Origin of the sequence: Roseivivax sediminis (assembly GCF_900112685.1) — a bacterium.
GTDB classification, from domain to species: Bacteria; Pseudomonadota; Alphaproteobacteria; order Rhodobacterales; family Rhodobacteraceae; genus Roseivivax; species Roseivivax sediminis.
This window is the reverse complement of sequence record NZ_FOMS01000001.1, coordinates 307,690-333,310: the sequence shown is the minus strand read 5'-3', so window position 1 is coordinate 333,310 and position 25,621 is coordinate 307,690. Positions and strand designations below refer to the sequence as shown.

At 69.6% G+C, this 25,621-nt stretch carries 27 protein-coding genes; 11 read left to right on the top strand and 16 right to left on the bottom strand.

Annotated features, from left to right (window positions below; genetic code table 11):
- Nucleotides 1-125 precede the first annotated feature (125 nt).
- A complete protein-coding gene (locus tag F3H57_RS01680) occupies nt 126-1,079 on the bottom strand; it encodes a magnesium transporter CorA family protein (protein ID WP_149754137.1) in 954 nt (317 codons plus the stop codon).
- A gap of 159 nt (nt 1,080-1,238) precedes the next feature.
- Here F3H57_RS01680 and pdhA point away from each other — a divergent pair, with 159 nt between their 5' ends.
- The 4 genes from pdhA to F3H57_RS22875 are packed head-to-tail and all read left to right on the top strand — an operon-like array spanning nt 1,239 to nt 4,512.
- A complete protein-coding gene (gene pdhA, locus F3H57_RS01675) occupies nt 1,239-2,216 on the top strand; it encodes a pyruvate dehydrogenase (acetyl-transferring) E1 component subunit alpha (RefSeq protein ID WP_149754136.1) in 978 nt (325 codons plus the stop codon).
- A gap of 4 nt (nt 2,217-2,220) precedes the next feature.
- On the top strand, nt 2,221-3,546 hold the full coding sequence (locus F3H57_RS01670) for a pyruvate dehydrogenase complex E1 component subunit beta (RefSeq protein ID WP_149754135.1): 1,326 nt from the start codon (nt 2,221-2,223) through the stop codon (nt 3,544-3,546).
- Entirely contained in the window at nt 3,543-3,818 is a 276-nt protein-coding gene (locus tag F3H57_RS01665) for a hypothetical protein (protein ID WP_149754134.1), read from the top strand. The genes F3H57_RS01670 and F3H57_RS01665 overlap by 4 nt, the downstream gene beginning before the upstream one ends.
- Nucleotides 3,808-4,512, top strand: a complete 705-nt coding sequence (locus F3H57_RS22875; RefSeq protein WP_188129582.1) for an E3 binding domain-containing protein — start codon at nt 3,808-3,810, stop codon at nt 4,510-4,512. The genes F3H57_RS01665 and F3H57_RS22875 overlap by 11 nt, the downstream gene beginning before the upstream one ends.
- 63 nt (nt 4,513-4,575) lie before the next feature.
- On the opposite strand, the gene cysE is transcribed toward F3H57_RS22875, so the two are convergent.
- Complete coding sequence (gene cysE, locus F3H57_RS01655; protein WP_149754132.1) at nt 4,576-5,385, bottom strand: serine O-acetyltransferase; 810 nt, start codon at nt 5,383-5,385, stop codon at nt 4,576-4,578.
- Between the two features lie 101 nt (nt 5,386-5,486).
- Here cysE and F3H57_RS01650 point away from each other — a divergent pair, with 101 nt between their 5' ends.
- Nucleotides 5,487-5,825 (top strand): TraR/DksA family transcriptional regulator, encoded by a 339-nt coding sequence (locus F3H57_RS01650; protein ID WP_149754131.1) that lies wholly within the window; start codon nt 5,487-5,489, stop codon nt 5,823-5,825.
- 500 nt (nt 5,826-6,325) lie between these two features.
- Nucleotides 6,326-7,807 carry a DegQ family serine endoprotease gene (locus F3H57_RS01645; RefSeq protein ID WP_394349808.1) on the top strand — a complete coding sequence of 494 codons (1,482 nt, stop codon included), beginning with the start codon at nt 6,326-6,328 and terminating at the stop codon, nt 7,805-7,807.
- 63 nt (nt 7,808-7,870) lie between these two features.
- On the opposite strand, the gene F3H57_RS01640 is transcribed toward F3H57_RS01645, so the two are convergent.
- Nucleotides 7,871-8,419 carry a peptidoglycan-binding domain-containing protein gene (locus tag F3H57_RS01640; RefSeq protein WP_149754130.1) on the bottom strand — a complete coding sequence of 183 codons (549 nt, stop codon included), beginning with the start codon at nt 8,417-8,419 and terminating at the stop codon, nt 7,871-7,873.
- A gap of 59 nt (nt 8,420-8,478) precedes the next feature.
- Nucleotides 8,479-8,871: an OB-fold nucleic acid binding domain-containing protein gene (locus tag F3H57_RS01635; RefSeq protein WP_149754129.1), complete on the bottom strand. Its 393-nt coding sequence runs from the start codon at nt 8,869-8,871 to the stop codon at nt 8,479-8,481.
- Between the two features lie 118 nt (nt 8,872-8,989).
- On the opposite strand from F3H57_RS01635, the gene F3H57_RS01630 reads away from it, so the two are divergent.
- Nucleotides 8,990-9,313: a 2Fe-2S iron-sulfur cluster-binding protein gene (locus tag F3H57_RS01630; protein WP_149754128.1), complete on the top strand. Its 324-nt coding sequence runs from the start codon at nt 8,990-8,992 to the stop codon at nt 9,311-9,313.
- Nucleotides 9,314-9,705: 392 nt separating this feature from the next.
- Here F3H57_RS01630 and F3H57_RS01625 read toward each other — a convergent pair whose 3' ends face one another.
- The gene (locus F3H57_RS01625) at nt 9,706-10,329 is read right to left on the bottom strand and encodes a ribonuclease T2 family protein (protein WP_149754127.1); all 624 of its coding nucleotides are present in this window, start codon (nt 10,327-10,329) and stop codon (nt 9,706-9,708) included.
- A 147-nt stretch (nt 10,330-10,476) separates the two neighbouring features.
- Here F3H57_RS01625 and F3H57_RS01620 point away from each other — a divergent pair, with 147 nt between their 5' ends.
- On the top strand, nt 10,477-11,268 hold the full coding sequence (locus F3H57_RS01620; RefSeq protein ID WP_149754126.1) for a DUF1013 domain-containing protein: 792 nt from the start codon (nt 10,477-10,479) through the stop codon (nt 11,266-11,268).
- A gap of 168 nt (nt 11,269-11,436) precedes the next feature.
- On the opposite strand, the gene recR is transcribed toward F3H57_RS01620, so the two are convergent.
- Together recR and F3H57_RS01610 are read right to left on the bottom strand one after the other, a co-directional pair.
- Nucleotides 11,437-12,039, bottom strand: a complete 603-nt coding sequence (gene recR, locus F3H57_RS01615) for a recombination mediator RecR (RefSeq protein WP_149754125.1) — start codon at nt 12,037-12,039, stop codon at nt 11,437-11,439.
- Nucleotides 12,040-12,049: 10 nt separating this feature from the next.
- The gene (locus tag F3H57_RS01610; protein ID WP_149754124.1) at nt 12,050-12,394 is read right to left on the bottom strand and encodes a YbaB/EbfC family nucleoid-associated protein; all 345 of its coding nucleotides are present in this window, start codon (nt 12,392-12,394) and stop codon (nt 12,050-12,052) included.
- Between the two features lie 256 nt (nt 12,395-12,650).
- Between F3H57_RS01610 and F3H57_RS01605 the strand changes: the two genes are divergently transcribed.
- A complete protein-coding gene (locus tag F3H57_RS01605; RefSeq protein WP_149754123.1) occupies nt 12,651-13,418 on the top strand; it encodes a DUF533 domain-containing protein in 768 nt (255 codons plus the stop codon).
- Nucleotides 13,419-13,487: 69 nt separating this feature from the next.
- On the opposite strand, the gene F3H57_RS01600 is transcribed toward F3H57_RS01605, so the two are convergent.
- The gene (locus tag F3H57_RS01600; protein ID WP_149754122.1) at nt 13,488-15,242 is read right to left on the bottom strand and encodes a DNA polymerase III subunit gamma/tau; all 1,755 of its coding nucleotides are present in this window, start codon (nt 15,240-15,242) and stop codon (nt 13,488-13,490) included.
- 292 nt (nt 15,243-15,534) lie between these two features.
- Here F3H57_RS01600 and F3H57_RS01595 point away from each other — a divergent pair, with 292 nt between their 5' ends.
- Nucleotides 15,535-17,436 carry an acyl-CoA synthetase gene (locus tag F3H57_RS01595; protein ID WP_149754121.1) on the top strand — a complete coding sequence of 634 codons (1,902 nt, stop codon included), beginning with the start codon at nt 15,535-15,537 and terminating at the stop codon, nt 17,434-17,436.
- Between the two features lie 63 nt (nt 17,437-17,499).
- On the opposite strand, the gene F3H57_RS01590 is transcribed toward F3H57_RS01595, so the two are convergent.
- From F3H57_RS01590 to F3H57_RS01570, 5 genes are all read right to left on the bottom strand, one after another.
- The gene (locus tag F3H57_RS01590) at nt 17,500-17,805 is read right to left on the bottom strand and encodes an ArsR/SmtB family transcription factor (RefSeq protein WP_149754406.1); all 306 of its coding nucleotides are present in this window, start codon (nt 17,803-17,805) and stop codon (nt 17,500-17,502) included.
- A 254-nt stretch (nt 17,806-18,059) separates the two neighbouring features.
- Nucleotides 18,060-19,376 (bottom strand): lyase family protein, encoded by a 1,317-nt coding sequence (locus tag F3H57_RS01585; protein ID WP_149754120.1) that lies wholly within the window; start codon nt 19,374-19,376, stop codon nt 18,060-18,062.
- Nucleotide 19,377: 1 nt separating this feature from the next.
- A complete protein-coding gene (locus tag F3H57_RS01580) occupies nt 19,378-20,094 on the bottom strand; it encodes an alpha/beta fold hydrolase (RefSeq protein ID WP_149754119.1) in 717 nt (238 codons plus the stop codon).
- A complete protein-coding gene (gene pcaD, locus F3H57_RS01575) occupies nt 20,087-20,869 on the bottom strand; it encodes a 3-oxoadipate enol-lactonase (RefSeq protein ID WP_149754118.1) in 783 nt (260 codons plus the stop codon). Before pcaD ends, F3H57_RS01580 begins: the two co-directional genes overlap by 8 nt.
- Before the next feature lie 64 nt (nt 20,870-20,933).
- Nucleotides 20,934-21,983, bottom strand: coding sequence for a hypothetical protein (locus F3H57_RS01570; protein WP_149754117.1), 1,050 nt, complete (start codon nt 21,981-21,983; stop codon nt 20,934-20,936).
- A gap of 129 nt (nt 21,984-22,112) precedes the next feature.
- Between F3H57_RS01570 and trpB the strand changes: the two genes are divergently transcribed.
- Nucleotides 22,113-23,333, top strand: coding sequence for a tryptophan synthase subunit beta (gene trpB / locus F3H57_RS01565; RefSeq protein ID WP_149754116.1), 1,221 nt, complete (start codon nt 22,113-22,115; stop codon nt 23,331-23,333).
- Nucleotides 23,334-23,507: 174 nt separating this feature from the next.
- On the opposite strand, the gene F3H57_RS01560 is transcribed toward trpB, so the two are convergent.
- The 3 genes from F3H57_RS01560 to F3H57_RS01550 form a co-directional block, all read right to left on the bottom strand.
- Complete coding sequence (locus F3H57_RS01560) at nt 23,508-23,885, bottom strand: DUF2237 family protein (protein ID WP_149754115.1); 378 nt, start codon at nt 23,883-23,885, stop codon at nt 23,508-23,510.
- Between the two features lie 88 nt (nt 23,886-23,973).
- A complete protein-coding gene (gene pth / locus F3H57_RS01555; protein ID WP_149754114.1) occupies nt 23,974-24,678 on the bottom strand; it encodes an aminoacyl-tRNA hydrolase in 705 nt (234 codons plus the stop codon).
- A gap of 113 nt (nt 24,679-24,791) precedes the next feature.
- Nucleotides 24,792-25,460: a 50S ribosomal protein L25/general stress protein Ctc gene (locus tag F3H57_RS01550; RefSeq protein ID WP_149754113.1), complete on the bottom strand. Its 669-nt coding sequence runs from the start codon at nt 25,458-25,460 to the stop codon at nt 24,792-24,794.
- Nucleotides 25,461-25,621: the final 161 nt, after the last annotated feature.

Sequence of the window (25,621 nt, the reverse complement as noted above, 5' to 3'; positions counted from 1 at the left end):
CGTCCGGCGGAGAGGTGCGAGGGGCCGGCCCCTCGCGCTCCCCAGAGTATTTGCAACGAGAAGAAGGGGCAGGGGCAGGAGAGGTGCCGGGGGCGCTGCGGGCGGTTGGCGCGGAGGCGCGGCGGTCAGAGCCAGCCGCGCCTGCGGAAGTAGAGCCAGGGGACGATGGCGGAGACCACCATGAGCGCCAGCGCCAGCGGGTAGCCGAAGGGCCAGCCGAGTTCCGGCATATGCTCGAAGTTCATTCCGTAGACCGACGCGATCAGCGTCGGCGGCATTAACATCACCGCCACCACCGAGAAGATCTTGATGATGGCGTTCTGCTCGATCGAGATCATGCCCAGCGTGGCGTCGAGCAGGAAGGTGATCTTCTGCGACAGGAAGCCGGCGTGGTCGAGCAGCGAGCCGACGTCGCGGCTGAGGACCTTGAGACGGTCGCGCATGTCCCGCGAGGCGTCGCGGCGCGCGGTGAGCTGGCCGAGAAAGCGCGCCAGCCGGTCGAGCGTGACAAGCGAATCGCGCATGTTCGAGGTCAGATCGCCCTTGCGGCCGATTTCCTCCAGCATCGCCTGGAAGTCGCGCTCGCCGTTGCCGCCGGAGCGGAAGACGCGGCGCGAGATCGCGTCGATGTCGCTCGCCGCGCGTTCCAGGATGTCGGCGAGCCGGTCGACCAGCGCCTCAAGGAGCGCCACCAGCACCGCATGGGAATCGGTCAGGTCGGCGGAGCCGCGGGCGGCGGCGACCGGGAAGGTCTCGAACGCGCGCGGAGTGTGGTGGCGCACGGTCAGCAGGTGCGCCTCGGACAGAACGAAGCTGACCGGGGCCATGTCGGGATCGTCGCCATCGGTGTGCGCGGGCAGGATCGCCGTCATGAAGGCGGCGCCGCCCGCGAGGTAGAGGCGCGAGGAGACTTCGATCTCCTCCATGTCGGCGCGGCTCGGCACGCGCACTCCGGCAAGATCGGCGGCCTCCTCCGCCTCCTGCGCCGTCGGGGCGATCAGGTCGATCCAGACCGCGTCGCGGCGCAGCCGCGGCGCCGAATTCAGCCGGCCGTCGTCGAGGGTGAAGCTGCGGATCATGGTCTTCCTGTCGGCTTGCACGGGCGTTCGCGCGGACGATAGCAGGGGGCGCGCGGGCCGCAATCGCGACGACGCCGGCGCGCTTGAAAGAAAATTGCGCCTCCCCTAGGTTGAGACGCAATGTGAGCGATAACCGCGGCGAAACGGGAGGGCGCGGCCATGGCGGCACGCGAGACGGGAGAGGCGCCTGCGGGCGATATCGGTCTCTACCGCGACATGCTGCTGATCCGCAGGTTCGAGGAGAAGGCCGGGCAACTCTACGGCATGGGGCTGATCGCGGGATTCTGCCATCTCTACATCGGCCAGGAGGCCGTGGTGACCGGGATGGAGTCGGCCGCGCGCGACGGCGACCAGCGCATCACCTCTTATCGCGGGCACGGCCACGCGCTCGCCGCCGGGATGGCGCCGGCCGCGATCATGGCGGAGCTGCTGGGGCGCGAGAGTGGCGCCTCCGGCGGCAAGGGCGGATCGATGCACCTGTTCGATCCGGCGCGCGGCTTCTGGGGCGGGCACGGCATCGTCGGCGCGCAGGTGCCGATCGGCGCGGGGCTCGCGCTGGCGCAGAAGCAGCGCGGCACCAACGACGTGACCTTTGTCTATTTCGGCGATGCCGCCGCCGACCAGGGCCAGGTGGCGGAGACCTACCGGGTGGCGCAGGCGCTTGCCCTGCCAGTGCTCTTCGTGATCGAGAACAACTCGTACCCTGCCGGTGGCGGGCTGTCCGGCGCGGGGCCGGGGCTTCTCGACCGGGCGAAGGCCTACGGGCTGCCGGTGCAGGGGGTCGACGGGATGGACGTGCGCGCGGTGCGCGGCGTGGCCGAGGACGCGGTGCTGCACGTGCGCGCGGGGAAGGGGCCGTACGTGGTCGAGGCGCGCACCTACCGCTATCGCGGTCATTCGATGGCCGATCCGGCCAAGTACCGCACGCGGGACGAGGCCGCGCGGATGCGCGAGAGCCGCGATCCCATCGATTCGCTGCGCGCTTCCCTGCTGGCCGAGGGCGCCGCGGAGGAGGACGCGCTGCGCGCCATCGACCGCGAGGTGAAGGAGATCGTCAGCGCCGCCGCCGATGCCGCGCGGGCGGCCGAGGCGCCGGGGGACGACGCGCTTCACCGGCATGTCTACGCGGAGGTCTGAGACGATGGCGACCGAGATCCGCATGCCCGCCCTGTCGCCCGCGATGGAGGAGGGCCGGCTGGCGCGGTGGTTCGTGGCCGAGGGCGACGCGGTGGAGCCCGGCGACGTCATCGCAGAGATCGAGACCGACAAGGCGACGCTGGAATTCGAGGCGGTGGCGGCCGGGCGGCTCGGCCGGATCCTGGTGCCGGAGGGTAGCGAGGCGGTGAAGGTCGACACGCCCATCGCGCTGCTGCATGCGGATGCCGCCGTGGCGGGTACCGCAGATCCGAACGCCGCGCCGCGCCCGGCGCCCCGACGGGGGCGCGGTACGGCGCTGGCCGAGCCGGGCTGGCCCGCGCATGTCCATCGCGGTCCGCTGATCGTGCGTGAGGCCCTGCGCGCGGCCCTCTTCGAGGAGATGCAGCGCGACGAGAGCGTCTTCGTGATGGGCGAGGAGATCGGATCGGCCGAGGGGCCCTACCGGGTGACGCAGGGGCTGCTCGACGCCTTCGGGTCCGGCCGGGTGATCGACGTGCCGGTGACCGAGGCCGCCTTCAGCGGCATCGGGATCGGCGCGGCCTTCGCCGGCCAGCGCCCGGTCGTGGAATTCATGAACATGTCCTTCGCGTTGCAGGCGATGGACCAGATCGTCAACTCGGCCGCCTTCACCCACTACATGTCGGGCGGGCGGATCGCCTGTCCGATCGTCTTTCGCGGGCCGAATGGCGCGGCGGGGCGCGTGGGGGCGCAGCACGCGATGTGCCTTGCGGCTTGGGCCGCTCATGTGCCGGGGCTGAAGGTGGTCTATCCCTTCGCCGCCTCGGACGCGAAGGGGCTGCTGAAGGCGGCGATCCGCGATCCGGACCCGGTCATCTTCCTGGAGAACGAACGGCTCTACGGCCGCGCCTTCGAGGTGCCGGCGCTCGACGATCATCTCGTGCCTCTGGGCCGGGCGCGGACCTGGCGCGAGGGCGGCGACGTCACGCTTGCCGGCTATGGCCCGGCCATGGCGGCGGTGCTGGAGGCGGCCGACACGCTGGCGGCCGAGGGCATCGCGGCGGAGGTCATCGACCTGCGCAGCCTGCGCCCGCTGGACGTGGAGGCCGTGGCGGCGAGCGTGCGGAAGACGCATCGTTGCGTGACGGTGGAGGAAGGCTGGCCGCAGGGCGGTATCGGCGCTTATCTGGCCGCGGAGGTGACGCGGGCGGCGTTCGACTGGCTCGACGCGCCGATCGGTTCGGTCACCGGCGCGGATGTTCCCATGCCCTATGCCGAGACCCTTGAGGAACTGGCGCTGCCGCGCGCCGCCGACGTGGTCGCCGCTGCCCGGCATGCGTGCTACCGATGAGCGTGGTCGAGGTTCTGGGCCGGGACCCCGGGGCGGAGGCCTACCGCGTCCGGGCGCATCTGGAGGACGGCGCGTACGAGGCGCAGGTGCCGGAATGCCTGATGGAGGCGCTGCGGCCGGGGGAGCGGCCGAGCCACCAGGAGGCTTATGAGTGGATCGCCCGGCATCGCCGCCGGATCGCCGCGGCGGTGGCAGATCGGGCGGCAGGCAAGGTGCCGCGGCCGCCTTACGACCTTGTCACGCTGCGGGAGGGGGAGCGTCATGGAGGATAGCGCGCATCACTGGCCTGAGCAGCCGCGGGTCCGGGCCTCGCCGCTCGTGCGGCGGCTGGCGGCGGAGCGCGGGATCGACCTGTCTGCGCTGACCGGCAGCGGACCGAACGGGCGGATCGTGGAGGCCGACCTGCCCGACGCTGAGCGCCCGGCGGCGGCAGGGCCGGAGCGGGCGGAAGAGGCGGAGCACGAGGCGCCGGCCGCGCCGCTGGTGCTGCGCCGGACGGTCCCGGCGCGCGCTCTGCGCATTGTACGGGACGTGGTCTCGCAGAGCCATGGACCGGTGCCGCTCTGGGCCTTCGCGGCCAAGGCGTTGGCGCGGGCCTGCCCTGAGATCGGGGCCGTGTCTGTGACGGAGGACCTGTCGCGCTGTCGCCGGGTCGATGCGCCGGGAGCCTCCGCACTCAGCGCGCTGCGGGCGCAGGCGGGCCCAGCGCGGGCGGAGGTGGCGGTAATCGACCTCGGGCCGCTCGGACTTGATGCCGTGGAGGCCGTGCTGCCGGACGGTTGCACCTTGGCACTGAGCCTCGGGGCGGTGCGGGCGGACTGCACCTGCGGGGCCGAGAGCCTGGCGCTGGCCCTGACGGCCGATCCGGCGCATTGGCCGACGGCGCGCGCCGCGGCGCTTCTGGGCGATGTCGCGGCACTTCTGGAGGCGCCCGGACCGCTTCTGGCCGGGTTGCCCGAGGTCTGACGGCAAACGGGCGCAGCTCCTCGAGGCCCCCGGGGCCTCTCCTCGCAGCGACGCCGTGGCGCTTCAGGCGCCGCCGGTGATGAGGTGATCCATGCTGATCGCCGGTTGCGCGCAGCCGGCCTCCCCGACGATGCGGGCGGGCACGCCGGCGACGGTCTTGCAGGGCGGCACCTCCTCCAGCACCACGGAGCCCGCGGCGACGCGGCTGCAATTGCCCACACGGATATTGCCCAGCACCTTCGCCCCGGCGCCGATCAGCACGCCGTCGCCGATCTTGGGATGCCGGTCCTCTTCCTCCTTGCCGGTACCGCCGAGCGTCACCGAATGCAGCATCGACACGTTATCGCCCACCACCGCCGTCTCGCCGATGACGATGGAATGGGCGTGGTCGATCATGATGCCGCGGCCGATCTTCGCGGCCGGGTGGATGTCGACGCCGAACACCTCCGAGCAGCGCATCTGCAGGAAGTAGGCCAGATCCTTGCGCCCCTGACGATAGAGCCAATTGGCCACGCGGTAGGATTGCACCGCCTGGAAGCCCTTGAAGAACAGCATCGGCTGCAAAAAACGGTGGCAGGCCGGGTCGCGTTCCCAGATCGCGACGATGTCGGCGCGGGCGGCGAGCGCCAGTTCGGGGTCGGTGCGATATGCCTCGTCGGCGATCTCGCGCAGGATCTGTTCGGACATCTCGCCAGAGGCGAGCTTGAGCGAAATGCGGTAGGCGAGCGCGCGTTCGATCGTCGGGTGGTGCAGCACGGACTGGTGTACGAGCCCGCCGAGCAGCGGCTCCTCGGTCACTGCCTCTTCGGCCTCGCGCATGACGCGGGCCCAGACCGGATCGAGCTCGGCCACCTTGGCACGGGTTTCAGCCATGACGGGACTCCTTTGACACCGACACCGTTTTGACACGTCCACTTTAGCAAATAGGGTCGGATCGCGAAACTCAAAGCCCGTGAAAGCGAGGATCACGAAAGATGAACGCAAACGAGGGGTCGCGTTTCCGCGAGCTGATCGCGGAGCGGATCGCCGCGCTCGATGCCGAGGACGCGCTTGGGCGGGACGGGCAGTCGGTGGTGACGCTCGACCAGCAATCGGTCGGGCGGCTGAGCCGGATGGATGCGCTGCAATCGCAGGCGATGGCCAAGGCGGGGCAGGCCCGGCGCGACGCGGAGCGGCGCAAGCTGGCGGCGGCGCTGGCGCGGATCGACGAGGACGAATTCGGCTGGTGCGACGAATGCGGCGAGGAGATACCGGTGCGGCGGCTGGAACTCGATCCGACGGCGACGCGCTGCGTGGCGTGCGCGTCCGGGTGATCGCGGGACTCTCGCCGGCATCGGCGGCAGAGAGCCTGGCGGTTGGAGAGGGGCGGCTGCAATAGCGGGGCTGCGGGCCTTCCCCGCATCGGCTGCGTGTCCGGCGCGGCGGCCGAGCCTCGCGCTGATCGGCCCGGAAGAAGCCGATGGCCCCGGGCCAGCGGCGGCCCGTCTCCGCGTTGTCGCCCGCGTGCAACGTTCGTATTGGGCCGCCATGAAGCGCGAACCTCCGAGGTCTGAAGCGCCGCCCCCCGGCCTGGCGCTGGCCCGCGGCTTTCGGGCCGGAGGATACCTTGTGCCGATTCGGGCAGGTCTTTCATCGTCCGTTCCACGCCCTGACGAGGCGGCGGGGCTGGCGGTGGCACAATGCCGCGCCATTCCGGTCACGAGCGGTTGAAGGCGGCGATCCGTCTTTGAGAGTTGCCGCGGACCTTCTATCTTGCGACATTGAATGGTGGCGTGCGCCCAGACCGGCGCCGTCCGGCGACAAGGAGTATGACGTGACCCCGAGATCCGACGCCCGCGCGCAGGCCGTGCAGACCCCGCTGCATCTTGTCCTGATCGCGACACTCTCGTTGCTGCTGATCTTCGCACAGGCGGTGCGGGTCCATGCCCAGGGCGCCCCCGAAAGCCTCGCGCCGCTGGTGGACCGGATCAGCTCTTCGGTGGTGAACATCACCACGGCCACCACGGTGGCGCGGCAATCCGGCCCGCAGGGGATCGTGCCCGAAGGCTCGCCTTTCGAGGAGTTCTTCCGCGAGTTCCAGAACCCCGAAGGCAACGACAACCCGATGCGCCGCTCCTCGGCGCTGGGCTCGGGCTTCGTGATCTCCGAGGACGGCTACGTCGTTACCAACAACCACGTGATCGAGAACGCCGACGAGATCCAGGTGGAGTTCTTCTCGGGCCGAGAACTGCCCGCCGAGGTCGTGGGCACCGATCCCAACACCGACATCGCGCTGCTGAAGGTGGAGGCGGACTCGCCGCTGCCGTTCGTCAACTTCGGCGACAGCGAGGAGATGCGGGTCGGCGACTGGGTGATGGCCATGGGCAACCCGCTCGGCCAGGGCTTCTCGGTCTCCGCCGGGATCGTCTCGGCCTCGGGCCGGGCGCTGTCGGGCAGCTATGACGACTACATCCAGACCGACGCGGCCATCAACCGCGGCAACTCGGGCGGGCCGCTGTTCAACATGGACGGCGACGTGATCGGCGTGAACACGGCGATCCTGTCGCCCACCGGCGGGTCGATCGGCATCGGCTTCGCGATGTCGTCCAACGTGGTCACCCGCGTCGTCGACCAGCTGCGCGAATACGGCGAGACGCGGCGCGGCTGGCTCGGCGTGTCGATCCAGAACGTCACCGACGACGTGGCCGAGGCGATGGGCCTCGAATCGACCACCGGCGCGCTGGTCACCGACGTGCCCGAGGGGCCGGCCTCCGAAGCCGGGATCGAATCCGGCGACGTGATCGTCAGCTTCGACGGCGTGGACGTGGAGGACACCCGCGCGCTGGTCCGTCAGGTCGGCAATACCGCCGTTGGCAAGACCGTGCGCGTGGTGATCAACCGCGACGGCCAGACGGAGACCTTCCGCGTCACGCTCGGCCGCCGCGAGGAGGCCGATGCGGCGCAGCCGGCAATGCCGGGCGCCGAGCCCGAGCCGCCGGAAGAGGCCGACGTGCTGGGCATGACCCTGAGCCCGCTGACCGAGGAGATGCGCGAGGAACTCGGCGTCGCCGGCAATGTCGACGGTCTGGTGGTGACGGCCATCGACGAGTCCTCTGAGGCCTACGAGAAGGGCCTGCGCGAAGGCGACCTGATCAGCGAGGCGGGCCAGAGCGAAGTGCTGGAGGTCGCCGATCTCGAGGACCGGATCTCCGAAGCCCGCGAGGCCGGTCGCATGTCGATCCTGCTGCTGGTGCGCCGCGACGGCAATCCGCGCTTCGTGGCGGTGAGCCTCGAGGAAGACGACGAAAACGAATAGGCCCTGCCGTCCGGTTTGGGCAGGAGAGCGCGTCGCCCGGCCAGGCGACGCGCTTTCGCGTTGTCAGGGGATGGCCCGGTCCTCGTCATCTGCCACCTCCGGCAGTTCCACCTCGATCAGGCCGAGGCTGCGGGCGGTTTCCAGCGAGAGCCGGTCGCTCTCCAGCCCGCGTTCCGACTGGTAGGCGCGGATCGCCGCGCGGGTGGCGTCGCCGATCCGGCCGCTGACGGGGCCGGCGTAGAGCCCGCGCACCTCCAGCGCGCGCTGCACGGAGGACACGAACTCGGGCGTGAGCCGGTCGGGGCAGGGCACCTCGAAGCGCATCTGCCCGCGCGGGCGGACGACCCTGGGCACGGTGGCGTTGCGGTAGATCGGCGGGCGGATCACGGTGCCGTCCTCGGCGATCTCGGCCTGCACCACCTGCACCTGCCCGGGCACCTGTTCGTAGATCGCCGGGATCGGCTCCAGCGCGAAGCAGTTGCCGGCAGGGCCGGTCTCGGTCCGGGACACCAGGTCGGGCGGCGGCCCGTCGGAGGCCGGGTCCTCGGTCGCGTCGCAGGCGCAGAGGACGCCGAGCGCCAGGGCGGCGAGGAAAGGAAAGCGTCCGGTCATGTCCTGCTCGCGTCCGTCCGTTCGGGGTGGGCGGCCCTCGGGCGCCATGCGGCGCGAGCTTAACCGCTTGCCGCGCCTTGGGAAAGCGTCTGCGGGTCGGCCAGCAGGCGGTCGAGGAGGGGAGAGATGTCCTCCACCTCTTCGGCGACGACATGGGTGACGCCGCTCTGCCGTTGCAGCCGGCCGGTCACCCGCAACATGCGTCCGGCGATCACCGCCCGGCGGAAGCGTTCGTAGAGCGCGCGCCAGACGATCACGTTCACCACGCCGGTCTCGTCCTCGAGGGTGATGAAGATCACGCCCTTCGCGGTCCCCGGCCGCTGGCGCAGGATCACCAGGCCGGCGACGGCGACGCGCGCGCCTTCCGGCGGCTCGAACAGCCGGGCCGCAGTCAGGCAGGCGGGCGGGCGCGGCCAGGTGCCGCGCCCGGGTTGGGGCAGAACAGTCTGCATGATGAGAACAGGTAGTGAACACTGGGGCGCGCGTCCAGTGCCGCGACGCAAAATCGCTGGAAGCCCGGCGCCCGCTTGTCTAGGGAAGGCGGCGACGCGAGACACGGGAGAAAGCCCCATGGCGAAGATCACCTATATCGAGTGGAACGGGACCGAGCATGTCGTCGAGGTCGCCAACGGCCTCACGGTGATGGAAGGTGCGCGGGACAACGGCATTCCGGGTATCGAGGCCGATTGCGGCGGCGCCTGCGCCTGTTCGACCTGTCATGTCTACGTGCATCCCGACTGGGTGGAGAAACTGCCTCCGCGCGAGGACATGGAAGAGGACATGCTGGATTTCGCGCACGAGCCCGATCCGGCGCGCTCGCGCCTGACCTGCCAGCTCAAGGTGAGCGATGCGCTAGACGGCCTGGTGGTGCAGATGCCGGAAAAGCAGATCTGAACAGGCGGCAGCTCATCCGCCCTGCCGGGCGTCTTCGTCGGGTCCCGGCGGTGGCGGCGGGAGCACCGGCCTGCCGTCGGGGCGAAGCGGCGACCGGCGGATGCCTCCGGCGGGAGTATTTGAGGCCCAAAGAAACCGAAAATTAAGATTAAGGCACCATTATGGAGGCACGGTACAGGCGGGAGCGCCGATGACCGTGCCCGAAGAAGCCGCCGCGCAACGGCCGCTTCCGGCGATCCGCCGCTGCCGAAGCACGCCTGCGGGGCGGTGGCGGATCGTCGTTCGGGCCTGGTGCCGCTGCTCCAGCAGGGGCGCACCGTCTCGGAGAAACCCGCACCCGGCTTCTTTGGGCCTGAAATACTCCCGCCGGAGGCGGTTCCGACGCGCGCCACCTAGCGCACCGGCTCGAGCAAGGCGTCTTCCGCTGTGCAGTCGCGCACAACATCCGCGCCGCAGGGCACCGGGGCGAGTTCCCGGGACAGGCACAGCCGGGCTTCCTGGATGCGGCCGGCGCGGCAGGTGATGGTGATCATGTCCGGCGCGAGGCCCGGATTGGCCTCGAGAAACGCCGCCTCGACCAGCTTGGCGGGCAGGGTCACCGGGGCGGGCAGACGGCGCAGTGCCTCCGGGCGGGTCACGCTCTCGAAGGCGCGGCGGGCTGTGTCGAAATAGCGGTCCGCCGGCAGACCCGAACAGGTGCCGTGCTTGTCCCACTGGTAGCGGGCGAGCCAGGCGCTGCCCATTACGTCCGCCATCGCCGCGGCCGCGGCGCGGGAGGGCGGGGACTCATCGGTCGGGCAATAGGCGGGCCAGCCGCGATGGTATTGCGGCCAGAGACCGTGCAGCACCCAGCCGAGCGGGCGGTCGCATTGCGCCGCGCCCTCCGCGCGGCCCTCCAGCGCGCACCAGGTCGGCGACCACGACAGCGACAGCACGTAATAGTCGAATGCGCCCGCCGTCTCGCCGTCCGCACGGGCCATCGACGCGGCGAGGATCAGTGCCAGACCGAGCCGCATTTGCCCTTCCCTCCTGAGCCTCTGGCGATTATATACGCGGCGAGTTCCCCGACAACGGTAACCCGACCCGGGCCGATCCGGGAGCTCCCGAGGCGCGAAAGACGCCACGGGGGCCGACGAAAGACGTATATTCAGGAGACACGAAAAATGGCCAAGCTCTTGCACCCCAAGGCGACCGCCGTCTGGCTCGTGGACAACACCACGCTGACCTTCAAGCAGATCGCGGACTTCACCGGCATGCACGAGCTCGAGATCCAGGGCATTGCTGACGGTGACGTGGCGGCCGGGGTGAAGGGCTTCGACCCGGTGGCCAACAACCAACTCGACCAGTCGGACATTGACAAGGCCGAGAAGGATCCGCTTCGCAAGATGAAGCTGAAGTTCAACCCGGCCGCGCGCGACGAGGACAAGCGTCGCGGCCCGCGTTACACGCCGCTGTCGAAGCGGCAGGACCGGCCGGCGGCGATCCTGTGGCTGGTCAAGTTCCACCCCGAGCTGTCGGACGGGCAGGTCGGCAAGCTCGTGGGCACCACCAAGCCGACGATCCAGTCGATCCGCGACCGCACGCACTGGAACATCGCCAACATCCAGCCGATCGACCCGGTGGCGCTGGGCCTGTGCCGCCAGACCGAGCTCGACGAGGCGATCCAGAAGGCGTCCAAGAAGCAGGGCGAGGTGATGGACGACGACGCGCGTCGCAAGCTCGTCTCCACCGAGCAGTCGCTGGAGATGGATCCCGAACCGCGTCTGCCGTCCTCGATCGAGGGGCTGGAGACCTTCAGCCTCAGCGATCCGCGCGAAGGCGAGGACAGCGTCGCGCCGGAGGAGGCCGAGGAGGCGGAGTCCGGCAACTATGCCGATGCGGACAGCTTCTTCAACCTGCCGGACGCAGAGGACGACGACGAGGACGAGGACGACAGCGACGATCCCCGCCGCTGAGGCTCTTGCGAGCGTCCGGGCGGCCTGCGCGCAAGCCGCGCGTCGACGGGAGGGAGGTGGCGATGGCGCCGTGGCCCGGGATCGTCGCGTCCGCGCGGATGGGGCTTTCGGTCATTGCGCGGCGGATAACCGCAATTCGGCGGGCGACCGATCCGCCACGCCGTCCGGTCAGAGCGGCTTGCGGGCCGCCAGCGCGGCGGTGATCGTGCCGTCGTCGAGATAGTCCAGCTCGCCGCCGATGGGCACGCCCTGGGCGAGCGAGGACAATGTTACCCGGCCCTCCAGCGCGTCGGCGATGTAATGCGCCGTCGTCTGCCCGTCGATCGTGGCGTTGAGCGCCAGGATGACCTCGGAAATTCCCTCCGCCGCGATCCGGTCGACCAGCCGGGGTATGCCGAGATCCTCGGGCCCCACCGCGTCGAGCGCCGAGAGCGTGCCGCCGAGCACGTGGTAGCGACCGCGGAACTGGCCCGAACGCTCCATCGCCCAGAGGTCGGCAACGTCCTCGACCACGCACAACAGGCCCGTCGCCCGCCGCTCGTCCCGACAGATCGCACAGATGTCGGATGTGCCGATATTGCCGCAGTTGAGGCATTCGCGGGCGGTGTCGGCCACCTTCCGCGTCAACTCGGCCAGCGGCGTCAGCAGCGGGCCGCGCCGGGCGATCAGGTGCAGCACGGCGCGCCGCGCCGACCGGGGGCCGAGCCCCGGCAGGCGCGCCATCAGGTCGATCAGCGCCTCGATGTCGTCGCGGTCCCCGGGGGGCGGCATCACGCTTGCCTCAGAACGGCAGGTTCATGTCCTTGGGCAGGCCGAGGCTTTCGGACAGCGCCTGCATCTCTTCCTGCGCGCGCTCGTTCGCCTTGGTCTGCGCGTCCTTGATCGCGGCGAGGATCAGGTCCTCCACGACCTCCTTGTCGTCGCCGTTGAAGATCGACGGGTCGATGTCGAGCGACTTCAGGTCCCCCTTGGCCGAGGCGGTGGCCTTGACCAGACCGGCGCCGGATTCCCCGGTGACGGTGATGTTGTGCAGTTCTTCCTGCAGTTCCCCCATCCGGGTCTGCATCTCCTGCGCCTTCTTCATCATCCCGGCCATGTCGCCGAGCCCGCCCAAACCTTTGAACATGGGATCTCCTGTGGATCTGGTGTTCCGCCAGAGATACGCGGGGGGATCGCCGCTCACAAGGGGAGGGCGAGCCGCGTCGTGCGGGATCGTCCCTGCATTTGCCCCAGCGGGACGCGCGACAGCGGCAACCCGCCCCAGGCAGTGCTTGCCTCGGAACGGTCGCGGCCCCCCGGCGTTTGCAGACACGGACCGGCGGGCCGTCATACCCAAAAGTCCCTTCGTCCCGAAGGGCGATCCACGGCAGGAGGAGACCGCCATGAGCATGAAGCGCATTCTCGGAACGATGCTTGCGAGCCGGATGGCCGGGCGCGGCCACAGCAAGGGGGCGCTCGGCAGCTCCGCCGCCCTGGGGCTTCTGGGCGCACGGCGCCCGCGGCGGCGCGGCCTGGGCTCCAAGCTGGGCGTCGCCGCGCTGGGCTACATGGCCTACCAAGCCTACCAGAGCAGCCAGTCGTCACAATCGCACGCGCAGTCGCAGCACGGCGCGACCGGGACTGCGTCATCGACGGGCAGTCACGGCGCGTCCGGCTCCAGCGGCCTGATCGACAAGATCCGCGACAAGGCCAACGAGTTTCTCAACGCCGGACCCTCGTCCGCGACGTCTCAGGGTGACGGCAGGGCCGAGGCGGCCGCACCGGACCAGGATCTGCGCGAGGCCGAAGACGCGGCCGAGCGTTTCAGCGACGACGAGGCGCTGCTGATGATCCGCGCGATGATCACCGCGGCCTATGCCGACGGCGCCCTGTCGCAGGAGGAACGTGCCCGCATCGTGCAGGCGATCGGCGACGCCGACGCGACGCCCGAAGAGCGTGCGACGATGGAGCGCGAGATCGCCAACCCCAAACCGCTCGACGAGTTGCTGACCGAGGTAAACGACGAGGAGACGGCGGAGGAATTCTACCTCGCCTCCCGTGCCGCCGTGGACGGGCACGGCGAACAGGAGCGGCGGTACCTGGAGGATCTGCGCACCCGGCTCGGCCTCAGCGAAGAGGATGCGGCCGACGTGGAGGCGATCGCGACCTGAGGGCGCTATCGGGCAGGCGGGGAGCTCCTCAAGCCCTTGCGGGCTTTCCTCGCGGGAGCCCGGGGGCCGTCAGTCTTCCTCGAACGGGTCCCATTCGTCCTCGACCTCGGGCAGCGCCTCGGTCTCGGCCTCCTGCACGACCTCGGCCTCGGTTCGGATGGCAGCGATCTTCGCCTTCGGGAAGGCGGCGAGGACGGCTTGCACCATCGGGTGCTCCGACGCCTCGGCCTCGCGGGCGAGGCGGTCGGCGTTGCGGGTCTCGAAGATCGTCGGCGCCTCGGCGCCGTTGACGACGCTCACCGCCCAGCGGTTGCCGGTCCAGCGGCCGAGTGCAGCGCCGAGTCGCGACGCGAGATCGGCGGGCGCTTCGGGTGTCGGCGTGAACTCGATCCGGCCGGGCTGATAGGCGGCCAGTCGCACCCCGCCCTCGACGTCGATAAGCAGCTTGCCGTCGCGGTTGACCCGGATGAGTTCGACGACGTGGTCGAAGGTCGGATAGCGGGCGAGCGCCTGGTCGGCGGCGAGCGCGGTAGCCGCGCCGCCGGCGCTGGCCGAGGGCCCGGCCGGGCCGTGATGCGTGGGCGCCGGGCCGCTTGCGGCCTGCGGGCCGGCGGAATGGGCGCCGGAGCCCGCAGCCGGACCGGCGGGGCCGGGGGGCGGCGGCGCCTCCGATTGCAGCTTGCGCACGAGTTCCTCGGGGCTCGGCAACTCGGCGACATGGGTCATGCGGATGATCGCCATCTCGGCGGCCATCATCGCGTTTGGCGCCTGCGCGACCTCGTCGAGCGCCTTCAGCAGCATCTGCCAGAGCCGCGTGAGCGGGCGCATGCCCAGCCCCTCGGCCAGCGACAGGCCACGGCTGCGTTCCTCGGGGGCGATGGTGGGATCCTCCGCCGCCTCGGGCGTGATCTTGACCACCGACACCCAGTGCGTGATCTCGGCCAGATCGCGCAGCACCGCCATCGGATCGGCGCCGTCCGAGTATTGCGCGCCGAGTTCGGTGAGCGCCCCCGAGGGATCGCCGCGCATGATCAGCTCGAAGAGGTCCATGACCCGGGCACGATCGGCGAGGCCGAGCATCGCGCGCACTTCCTCGGCCGTGGTCTCGCCGGCGCCGTGGCTGATCGCCTGGTCGAGCAGCGAGGTCGCGTCGCGGGCCGAGCCCTCGGCGGCGCGGGTGATGAGCGCGAGTGCATCGCCCGCGATCTCCGCACCCTCGGCATCGGCGATGCGGCGCAGGAGCGCGATCATCGTCTCGGGTTCGATCCGGCGCAAATCGAAGCGCTGGCAGCGTGACAGGACCGTCACCGGGACCTTGCGGATCTCGGTCGTCGCGAAGATGAACTTCACGTGGGCGGGCGGCTCCTCAAGCGTCTTCAGGAGCGCGTTGAACGCGCTCGTCGACAGCATGTGGACCTCGTCGATGATGTAGATCTTGTAGCGCGCCGAGGCCGCCCGGTAATGCACGCTGTCGATGATCTCCCGCATGTCGCCGACGCCGGTATTGGAGGCAGCGTCCATTTCCAGCACATCTACATGCCGCCCTTCCATGATCGCGCGGCAGTGTTCGCACTCGCCGCACGGTTCGGTCGTCGGCCCGCCGGTGCCGTCCTTGCCGATGCAGTTCATGCCCTTGGCGATGATCCGCGCGGTGGTCGTCTTCCCGGTGCCGCGGATGCCCGTCATGATGAAGGCCTGCGCGATGCGCCCGACGTCGAAGGCGTTGCGCAGCGTGCGGACCATCGCGTCCTGGCCGACGAGATCGGCGAAGGTCTCGGGGCGGTATTTCCGGGCGAGCACCTGGTAGGCGGGACTGTCGGTCATCTACGACTCCGTTGCGGGCCGGGGCAGAGTACGGGGCGGCGCCGGCGGCGTCCACCGGCGAGGCCGCGGCGCGCGCGGCGGCGCGCCGCGGGCGAGGGGCGCTGCCTCTCGCGCTCTCCGGAGTATTTCTGTCCCAAAGAAGCGGGCGCGCGGGCGGCCGTGCCATCGGCGGGACGCGCGGGTGGAGGACGTGGCGTCATCATCGGTCTGTCGTTGCGTCGGTCGCCCTTGCGAAGACGCGGCATGTCGCGCGACACTCGGGTCCGGGAGACAATCTGGGAGGACCCTGCCGATGACCTTCGCCTCGTTCGCGGATCGCGACGCCATCGAGTCCGAGATGCCATGGGCGGAGCGCGACCTGCCGAAAACGTTCTACGGGCTTCTGTCGCGCACGGCGGAGCGGTTCGCCGACCGGCCCGCGGTGTCCTACCAGATCTTCTCGGGTCCGGGCGACAGGGCCGAGACGCTGACCTGGCGGGCGCTGCACGAGCGCAGCGTGCAGGCGGCGAATCTGTTCCGGTCGCTCGGCGTCGGCGAGCGCGACGTGGTCGCCTACGTGCTGCCCAATTGCAACGAGACCACGGTGACGCTGCTGGGCGGCGCGGTGGCGGGAATCGTCAACCCGATCAACCCGCTGCTGGAGCCCGAGCAGATCGGCGCGATCCTGCGCGAGACCGGCGCCAAGGTTGTGGTGACGCTGAAGCCGTTCCCGAAGTCGGACGTGGCGCAGAAGGTGCACGAGGCGGTGCGGCATGCGCCGGGCGTGACGACGATCCTGCATGTCGATCTCAACCGCTACCTGTCGCCGCCGAAATCCTGGCTCGTGCCTCTGATCCGCCCGCGGATCGGGGGCAAGGATCATGCCGACGTAAAGGATTTCGGGCGCGAGGTCGCGCGCCAGCCGAAAAGCCTGCAATTCGAGGATCCGGGCGAGGACCGGGTCGCCGCGTATTTCCACACCGGCGGCACCACGGGGATGCCGAAGGTGGCACAGCATCTCTATTCGGGGATGATCTACAACGGCTGGCTCGGCCACCGTCTGCTGTTCTCGGAAGAGGACAACATCATGTGCCCGCTGCCGCTGTTCCATGTCTTCGCCTGCCACGTGATCCTGATGGCGGCGGTCGCGTCGGGCGCGCATGTGGTGTTCCCGACGCCGCAGGGCTATCGCGGCGAGGGCGTTTTCGACAATTTCTGGAAGCTCGTCGAGCGATGGAAGATCACCTTCATCATCACCGTGCCGACGGCGGTGTCCGCGCTCATGCAGCGCGAGGTGGACGCGGATGTCTCGACCGTGAAAACCGCCTTCTCGGGGTCCGCGCCGATGCCGCTGGAGCTGTTCCGGCGGTTCGAGAAGGCCTCGGGCGTGACGATCGTGGAGGGGTACGGGCTGACAGAGGCGACCTGCCTTGTCTCCTGCAACCCGCCGAGCGGCGAGAAGAAGGTCGGCAGCGTCGGCATCCCGTTCCCCTATACCCATGTGAAGATCGTTCGGCAGACGCCGGAGGGGCCGAAGGAATGTGCCCCGGACGAGATCGGGGAGATCTGCATCTCCAACCCCGGGGTCTATGCCGGGTCGACCTATACCGAGGAGGACAAGAACCGCGACCTCTTTCACGAGGGGCTGTATCTGCGCACCGGCGATCTGGGGCGCATCGACCCGGACGGTTATCTTTGGATCACCGGACGGGCGAAGGACCTGATCATCCGCGGCGGGCACAACATCGACCCCGCAGAGATCGAGGAGGCGCTGCTGGCCCATCCGGCGGTGGCCTTCGCCGGCGCCATCGGTCAGCCGGACGCGCATTCGGGAGAGTTGCCCTGCGCCTTCGTGGAACTGGTGGACGGCGCCGAGGTCACCGTGGAGGAGTTGATGGCCCATTGCCGCACGCATGTGCATGAACGGGCGGCTTATCCCAAGCACCTGACGATCCTCGACGAGTTGCCGAAGACAGCGGTGGGAAAGGTGTTCAAGCCGGATCTGCGCAAGCTTGCCATCGCCCGCGTCTACAACGGGGCGCTGGAGACCGCCGGCAGCCCGGCGCGGGTCACCTGGGTGATCGACGACAAGACGCGCGGACTGGTGGCGCAGGTGACAGGCCACGGCGCGACGGACAAGGAAATCGGCGATATTCTGGGAGCCTTCACACGGCCGTGGGAGCGGGCCGATCCGCCGGCTTCGGCTGCGGCCTGACCCGGGGGCGATACGGCCGGGGCGCTGCGCCTCGGCCCCGCTGCCCGAGGCGCGGGTGGCGGTTCAGGCGAACTTGCTGCGCAGAAGCCTCAGCACGTCTTCGGTATCGCGATCATGCAGGCGATAGTAGATCGTCTTGCCTTCACGCCGGGTCTGGACAAGCGCATCGTCACGGAGCCGCGCGAGCATCTGGCTCACCGCTGCCTGCCGGGTATTCAGCAGGTGCTCAAGCTCGCCGACCGACTTCTCACCGCCCTGCAAATGATGCAGGATGAGAAGGCGCCCGCGGTGCCCAAGCGTCTTGAGGTAGCATGTGGCGTCGTCGACACCGTCGAAGCCGGCGACTGCCTTGGAGGATGCGTCGTCCATCGTCACGGGAATACGCCTCCGGTCCGGGTGACTTCGTTGTCGCATATCATGTATCTGTAATACTAGATTCCATGCCGGTTTGTTCCAAGGCCAAACTTACATTCGTTTCGGCCTATGCGATGGGCGCGCGGCGGCGTCGCTTGCTACGGTCGCACCTGCCGGCGTCATCCTGCGTTCAAGACGGTTGAAAGAGCGGCGGAGCGTTGGCGCGGGGGTGTCGAACGCGCTCCGCACCGGATTGGCCGGGAGGCGGATCAGAGGCGCAGGGCCGCTGCGAAGGCGCGTGCCTCGGCCGGGGCCTGGCCCATCTCCTGCGCCGGATCGAAGAGCGCGGGGTCGATTTCGGGCCATCTTGCCAGCGCCGCGTCTCGCAGGTGGCCGCCGGTACCGATCACCTGCCGGGCAAGCGCCTTCACCTCCGCCTGAGCCTCCGTGCGCGACATCCGCGTTGTCAGAGCGAAGCCCAGCGCTTCGGCGGCCATCAGGCCCTGGCTCTGCGACAGGATGCGCTGCATCGCCTCCGTATCGGGCGCAAGGCTCCCCAGCAGGGTCTCCGCGCGCGTGAGCGCTGCGGCGAGGCCGAGGGCGAGGGGCGGCAGCGTCAGCCATTCGGTGAACCACGCCGCGCCGTCGCGCTGCTGCGCCTGGGTGCCGGCCGATTGCAGCACCGCGTTGGCGCCCTGCACCTGAGCCGCCAGCGCCTCGATCGCCGCGGCGCCGACCGGGTTCTGCTTCTGCGGCATGGTGGAGGAGCCGCCGGCGCGCCCGAGCCGCAGCTCCGCGATACCGGACTGTGTGCCGAGCGTGACATCCACGCCGATCTTCGCCAGCGCCGCCGCGACACGCGCGGCCCAGGCGGCAAGGCCGGTGACAGGCGCGCGGTCTGTGTGCCAGGAGCGGCCGGGATCGGCGAGGCCAAGCGCCTCGGCCAGCGCCGCGCGCAGCGCCGGCGCCTCGGGCTCCAGCGCCTCGGCCGTGCCGGCGGCGCCCGAGAGGGAGACTGGCAGGGCGGCGCGCAGTGCCTCGGTCTCCCGCCGCAGGTTGAGGAGCGGCCAGCCCCAGGACGCGGCCACGGCGCCGAAGCTGGTGGGCGTGGCGTGCTGTCCGTAGGTGCGCGCGGCCATCGGCGTGTCCGCATGATCGCGGGCGAGGCGGCCGAGGTGGTGCAGCACCGCGTCGAGCCTCGCCTCGTAATGGCCGATCACCTGCCGCAGGCGCAGCATCAGCGCGGTGTCGGCGATGTCCTGCGAGGTCGCGCCCCAATGCAGGTACTGCGCGTGTTCCGGCGCGTTCATCGCCGCGCGGAAGGCGGCGACGAGCGCGGGGACGGGCACGCCGTTTTCCCCCGTCGCCTCGGCGAGGTCGGCGGGGTCGATCTGCACCTCCATCGCCGCACGGTGGATCGCCGCGGCGCTGATCTCGGGGATGATGCCGGCGGCGCCCTGCGCCTTCGCCAGCGCGCCCTCCACCAGCATCATCGCACGGATCTCGGCGCTGTCGGTGAAGAGCCGCCCGACCTCTCCGGTCGGGAAGAGCCGGGCGTAGAGATGGCTGGAAAAGGCGTCGGGCATGTCAGGGCTCCGCGATGTCGTGAAGAAGATCGGCCAGCGCAGCGGGCCGCGCGAAGAAGGGCGAGTGGGAGCCGGGCAGGGCGTGGACGTCGGCAGGGGCGAAGTCCGCGGCCATCGTCCGCTGGAACTCCGTCGGGATCGCGCCGTCCTCCTCGCAGACGACGTAGCTGCGCGGCACCGAGGCGTAGCGCGGGCCCAGTGTCACCGGCGTCTCCTGCGGGCGCACGGGCTGCGGGCAGACCCGCGCGAGCGCGTACTCCACCGATTCGTCAGGGCAGTCGTGGTAAAATACCTCGCGCGCGTGTTCGGGCAGGATGGAGAAGCTCAGCCCGTCCGCCGATTTCTCCAGCGCCTTCAGGATCGGCTGGCGCGGCGCGCGGCGGCGCATCTCCACGAGGCCGAGCCCAGGCCAGGGCACGTAGGCGCAAAGATAGACCAGCCGCGCGATGCGGGACGGGTCGATCTCGGCCGCGCGGCTGATCGGGTAGCCGGCCATGGAATGGCCGACCACCATCGCCGGCCGGTCCAGCGCGGCGAGGATCGCCTGGCCGTAGAGGTCCAGCGTCACCTCCGCGACCGGGGTCCGGTCGGCACCGTGCGAGGGCAGGTCGATCGCGCGCACAGCGTGGCCGCGCGCCTCCAACGCCGGCATCACGTCGCGCCAGCACCACGCGCCGTGGCAAGAGCCGTGGACGAGCAGGATGTCCCGCTCAGACATGGCCCTGCGCGCGCAGGAAGGCAGTCAGCTTCCCGGCATAGTCCTCGGGCTTCTCCACGCAGGGCAGGTGGCCGGCGCCGCGCAGGATCTCGAATGCCGACCCGGGCACGAGTTCCGTCGTTTCGCGCACGAGGTCGGGCGGGGTCGAGCCGTCCTCCGATCCGGCGATGCCCAACGTCGGCAGGCGCAGCGCCGCGGTGGTGGCGTAGAAATCGCTGCCGGCGATGGCGTGGCAGCAGCCGAGATAGCCCTCCACCGGCTGGCGCAGCAGCATGTTGCGCCAGGCGTGAAACGCGTCCGTCCGGCGGAACCCGGCAGAGAACCAGCGTTCGAGGATCGGATCGGCGAGCGCCGCGATGCCGCCCTTTTCGACGGCGGCGATCCGGTCGCCCCACATCTCGCGCGTGCCGATCTTGGCGCCGGTGTTCGACAGCACCATCGCGCGCACGAGATCGGGGCGCTTGGTCGCCAGACCCTGCGCGATCATCCCGCCGATGGAGAGCCCCACGAACACCGCCTCGCGCACCTCCAGATGGTCGAGCAGCGCTTCGACGTCGCTGACCAGCTCGCCCATCTTGTAGGGGCCCTTGGAACAGTCCGACAGGCCGTGGCCGCGCTTGTCGTAGCGGATGATCCGAAGGCCCTCGGGCAGGTGCGGCAGGACCGCGTCCCAGAGCCGAAGGTCGGTGCCCAGCGAATTGGCGAAGACCACCGGCGCGCCGGTGCCGTCGTCGCGGTAATGCAGGCGGCGCCCGCCCAGTTCGGCCATTTTCATGGCGGTCCTCCGTGTTGCCCCGCCCCGGTGATAGCCATGCGGCCCGCCGATGTGAATGCGCGCCTCAACCCCGGCCGAGCCGCCGCAGCGTGCGCGCGATCAGCGATCCGGCCGGCGCGGGGGGTGGCTCCGGCGCGTCGGGGTCGGGCATGCCGCGCCGGGCGAGATAGGCGTCGAGAACGCGCGCGGCCTCCTGGCCCAGATGCGGCTCGCTCGCCGGATCCTCGTCGATGTCCTGGGCAAAGCTCGGCCCGACGTCGAAGCGCTCGCACATGTCGGCGTTGGAGCCGAAGCGCAGCCGCGCCGCGCGCGACCGGCTCTGCGCCGGCATCAGATACCGGCGGGCGGGCACCTCGACCACCTTCGGGGCCTCCCGGAAAAAGGTGCGCAGCGCGCGATGCGTCCGCTCCGGGCTCTCGCCGGCCTCCAGCATCCGCGCCTTGATGAGGCGCGCGGGCTCGATCAGGCCGGTTGGCGGGCTGACATTGTGTGTGACGGCCCGGCGCAGCCGGCGACGCGGCAGGCCGTCGACGCCCACGATATCGAGAAACGCCTTGATCGCGAAGGTCGGGCCTTGCCCTTCGCGCAGTAGCACCGGGCGGATGTGGTCGCGGCCGAAGAAGGCGCCGAAATAGGTCAGCGTCATCGCGTAGTTCAGAAAGCCCTGCTGCTCGCGCTTGTCGACCCACGCCTTGAGCGGCGTCGCCCAGGAATTGGCGGACTTCACCATCTGCTTGTAGTCGGATTCCAGCCACAGATCCTGCCGCCGCAGATAGGCGATCACGAAGGTCTCCACCCCCTTTGCGGCGAGGTGGTCCGCGACGTCGTTCATGCGCTTGACGTTGAAGAGGCCGAAAAACACTTCCGAACTGATGACAACGTCGCCGTCCGTCTCGAAATGGGTATCGAGCAGGGGGCGCCAGCTTTCGTCGCCGTGCAGGATGCGCGAGGCGAGAGTTGCGCCGTTGCCCTGGCTCCAGTCGGTCTCCGCCTCCGGCATCGTGTAGGCGAGGCCGCGCCGGGCGAGCGCGTCCCGTTCGGCGCGCAGGAAGCCCTGCACCGTGGTCGTGGCGCATTTGGGCATGCCGACGTGAAGGAAAAGCCGTCTCGTCATCCCGTCTCCGGCGCAGGTTTGCGCCCGTCTAGCCAAGCCGCGCGCGCCCGTCCACCAAGCGTATTCCGGGTGGCGCCGGGCGCGTGTCTGTCCTACATCTCTTCGTCACCACGCGCGGGGGAGAGAGCGATGACCGAGCTTCTGAATTCCTTCATGTCGGGCCCCGACGAAAAGGGCCGGTTCGGCGATTTCGGCGGACGCTTCGTGTCCGAGACGCTGATGCCGCTGATCCTCGAGCTCGACGAATGCTACACCCATGCCAAGACCGACCCGAGCTTCTGGGAGGAGATGGATTTCCTCTGGAAGCACTATGTCGGTCGGCCCTCGCCGCTCTATTTCGCCGAGCGGCTGACGGAACGCCTTGGCGGCGCGAAGGTCTACATGAAGCGCGACGAGCTGAACCATACCGGCGCGCACAAGATCAACAACGTGCTGGGGCAGATCCTGCTTGCCCGCCGCATGGGCAAGGAACGCATCATCGCGGAGACCGGCGCCGGCCAGCACGGCGTCGCGACGGCGACGGTCTGCGCCAAGTTCGGCTTGAAATGCGTGGTCTACATGGGCGCCCACGACGTCGAGCGCCAGCAGCCCAACGTCTTCCGCATGCGCCTTCTGGGGGCGGAGGTCATTCCCGTGACGAGCGGTCGGGGCACGCTCAAGGACGCGATGAACGACGCGCTGCGCGACTGGGTGACGAACGTGAAGGACACGTTCTACTGTATCGGCACCGTGGCCGGCCCGCACCCGTACCCGGCGATGGTGCGCGACTTCCAGTCGATCATCGGCCAGGAGGTGCGCCGCCAGATGGAAGAGGCGGAGGGCCGTCTGCCCGACACCCTGATCGCCGCGATCGGCGGCGGGTCGAACGCGATGGGGCTCTTCCACCCGTTCTTGGACGACAAGTCGGTGCGTATCATCGGGGTCGAGGCCGGCGGCAAGGGCGTGAACGACAAGATGGAGCATTGCGCGTCGCTCACCGGCGGGCGGCCGGGGGTGCTGCACGGCAACCGCACGTACCTTTTGCAGGACGACGACGGGCAGATCCTCGAAGGGTTCTCGATCTCCGCGGGGCTCGACTATCCGGGGATCGGGCCGGAACACGCCTGGCTGCACGAGATCGGGCGCGCCGAATACGTGTCGATCACCGATGCCGAGGCACTGGAGGCGTTCCAGCTTTCCTGCGAGACCGAGGGCATCATCCCGGCGCTGGAGCCGAGCCACGCCCTCGCCCATGTCGCCAAGATCGCGCCGGAGCTGCCGTCCGATCACATCATCTGCATGAACATGTGCGGCCGCGGCGACAAGGATATCTTCACCGTCGCCAAGGCCTTCGGTCACGACATGGGATAAGTCCGGGGATTGGTCGGAAAAGGTGAAGTGGCGGCGCCCGCGTCACCCTTGCCGGGCGCCGGAATGTCGCAAAAGGTCAAGCGATCCGCGCTGGCGGCCCCGCGATATTCCGCAGGGGAGGTCACGCCGCGCCGTTCGGGCGATGCGCGAACCAAGCGGCGCAAGGCCTTCGGTTCACTCGGTTTCCAGCGCGTTCGCCTCGAGCGTCTCCATCGACACGACCTCCAGCGCCTTGGCGTGCGTCGACGCCAGCGCCACGCGGGGTGCGCAGCCCTCGTCATGCGCCTGCAGGAATCGCCCGGCGCAGAGGCACCACTTGTCGCCCGGCTTCAGGCCGGCAAAGCGGAATTCCGGCCTCGGCGTGGACAGATCGTTGCCAACGTACTTGGAATACGCGAGAAATTCCTCGGTCATCACCGCGCAGACGGTGTGGCTGCCATGGTCCTGCGCGCAGGTGTTGCAATGCCCGTCCCGGAAGTAACCGGTCAGCGGGTCGGTGGAGCAAGGCTCGAGCGCCTCGCCCAGGACGTTGATTTCGGGATCCTTCTCCATTGCGATCTCCCTTTCGGTCACGAATGCGGACGGTTGCGCCCCGCATTTCAGGTTCTGGATGCGCCCCGCGGGCCAAGGCCGCGCGAGGTCAGCGGAACTTGTCGGCGAGCCTCTGCAACGGTGAGCGGGTCTCGGCCGCCGGGGCGGTCTCCGGCTCTTTCGACGGCGGCGGGGCAGGGGTGGACGGGGCCTCGGCCGGCTTCGGCTTGCTGGTGGAACTGCGCGCCGGCGCGGTGCGCAGGCTGACCTTGTTCATGAAGCCCCCGGCATCTCCGTCCGCCAGCGCCGGTGCGCCGTCGGCGATGCCGCGCAGGAGATCGTCGAGCCAGTCCTGATCGGCCTTGGCGAAGTCGTGCAGCACGTAGCCCGACACCTTGTCCTTGTGCCCGGGATGGCCGATGCCGAGCCGCACGCGCTCGTAACCCTCGCCGATATGGGCGTGGATGGAGCGCAGGCCGTTGTGCCCGGCATGTCCCCCGCCCATCTTCACCTTCAGCCGACCGGGCGCGAGGTCGAGCTCGTCATGAAAGACGCAGACGTCCTCCGGCGTCAGCTTGAAGAAGCGCATCGCCTCGCCGACCGCCTGGCCCGACCGGTTCATGTAGGTGCCTGGCTTCAGCAGCAGCACCTTGTCGGAGCCGAGCCGACCTTCGGCGCACTCCCCCTGGAAGCGCGCGCGCCAGGGGCCGAGTCGATGCTCCTGGGCGATGCGGTCGACCGCCATGAAGCCTATATTGTGCCGGTGGCCGGCATATTGGGCGCCGGGGTTGCCGAGGCCGACGAAGAGTTTCATGTCCCGCTCCTTCCGCGTCGCGTCACGACATAGGCCGCGTGCCCGCCCCTCGCAACGAAAACGGCCCCGCAAGGGATGCGGGGCCGGCTCTCGTCGGTGGGTCGGGGCGGGGATCACTCCTCCGCGTATTCCTTCTCTTCCTCGACGGTGTCATCGGTCTGTTCGATGACCTCGGTCTCTTCGACCTCATCCTCGTCGTCCGCAGACGCCAGCGCCGAGGGCGCGGAGACGTTGCAGATCACGAAGTCGCGGTCGATCGTCGGCTTGGCGCCGGCGGGCAGGTCGATGGCGGAGATCGTCACCGTGTCGCCGATCTCGAGCTTCGACAGGTCCGCGACCACCTTCTCCGGGATGTCGCCGGCAGTGACCACGAGCTCCACCTCGGGGCGGATAACCGTCATCACGCCGCCCTTCTTCAGGCCGGGGCAGTCCTCTTCGCCGATGAACTCGACCGGGATGAAGAGGTTGATCTTCGAGGTCCGGCGCAGGCGCATGAAGTCGAGATGCGTCGGCAAGTCCTTGACGATGTCGCGCTGCACGTCGCGGCAGATGACGCGGACGTCCTCGTGCCCGTCGACCTTCAGATTGAAGAGCGTCGACTTGAATCGGCCGGATTTCAGGCGCTTGATCAGGTCGTGGTAGGGCAGGTTGATGGGCAAGGGGTCCTTGTCGCCACCGAAAACGATCCCCGGAACCAGGTGCGCGCGGCGCGCTGCACGAGCGGCGCCCTTGCCCGTCCCCGTGCGTTCCAGGGCGTGAAGATCTGGGATTTCTCCAGCCATGATGTGTCTCTCCTGTGTAAGCCGCAGGGTGCCTCCAAGGCTGTCACCCCGCGCGAGGCTTGCCCGTTACAAGGGCCGGCCGCCATTGGCAAGGCGATTCGCCCCGTATGCGGCAGAATAGGGGGCGTACATAGGGCGTCCGGACGCGCCCCGCGCGGAAT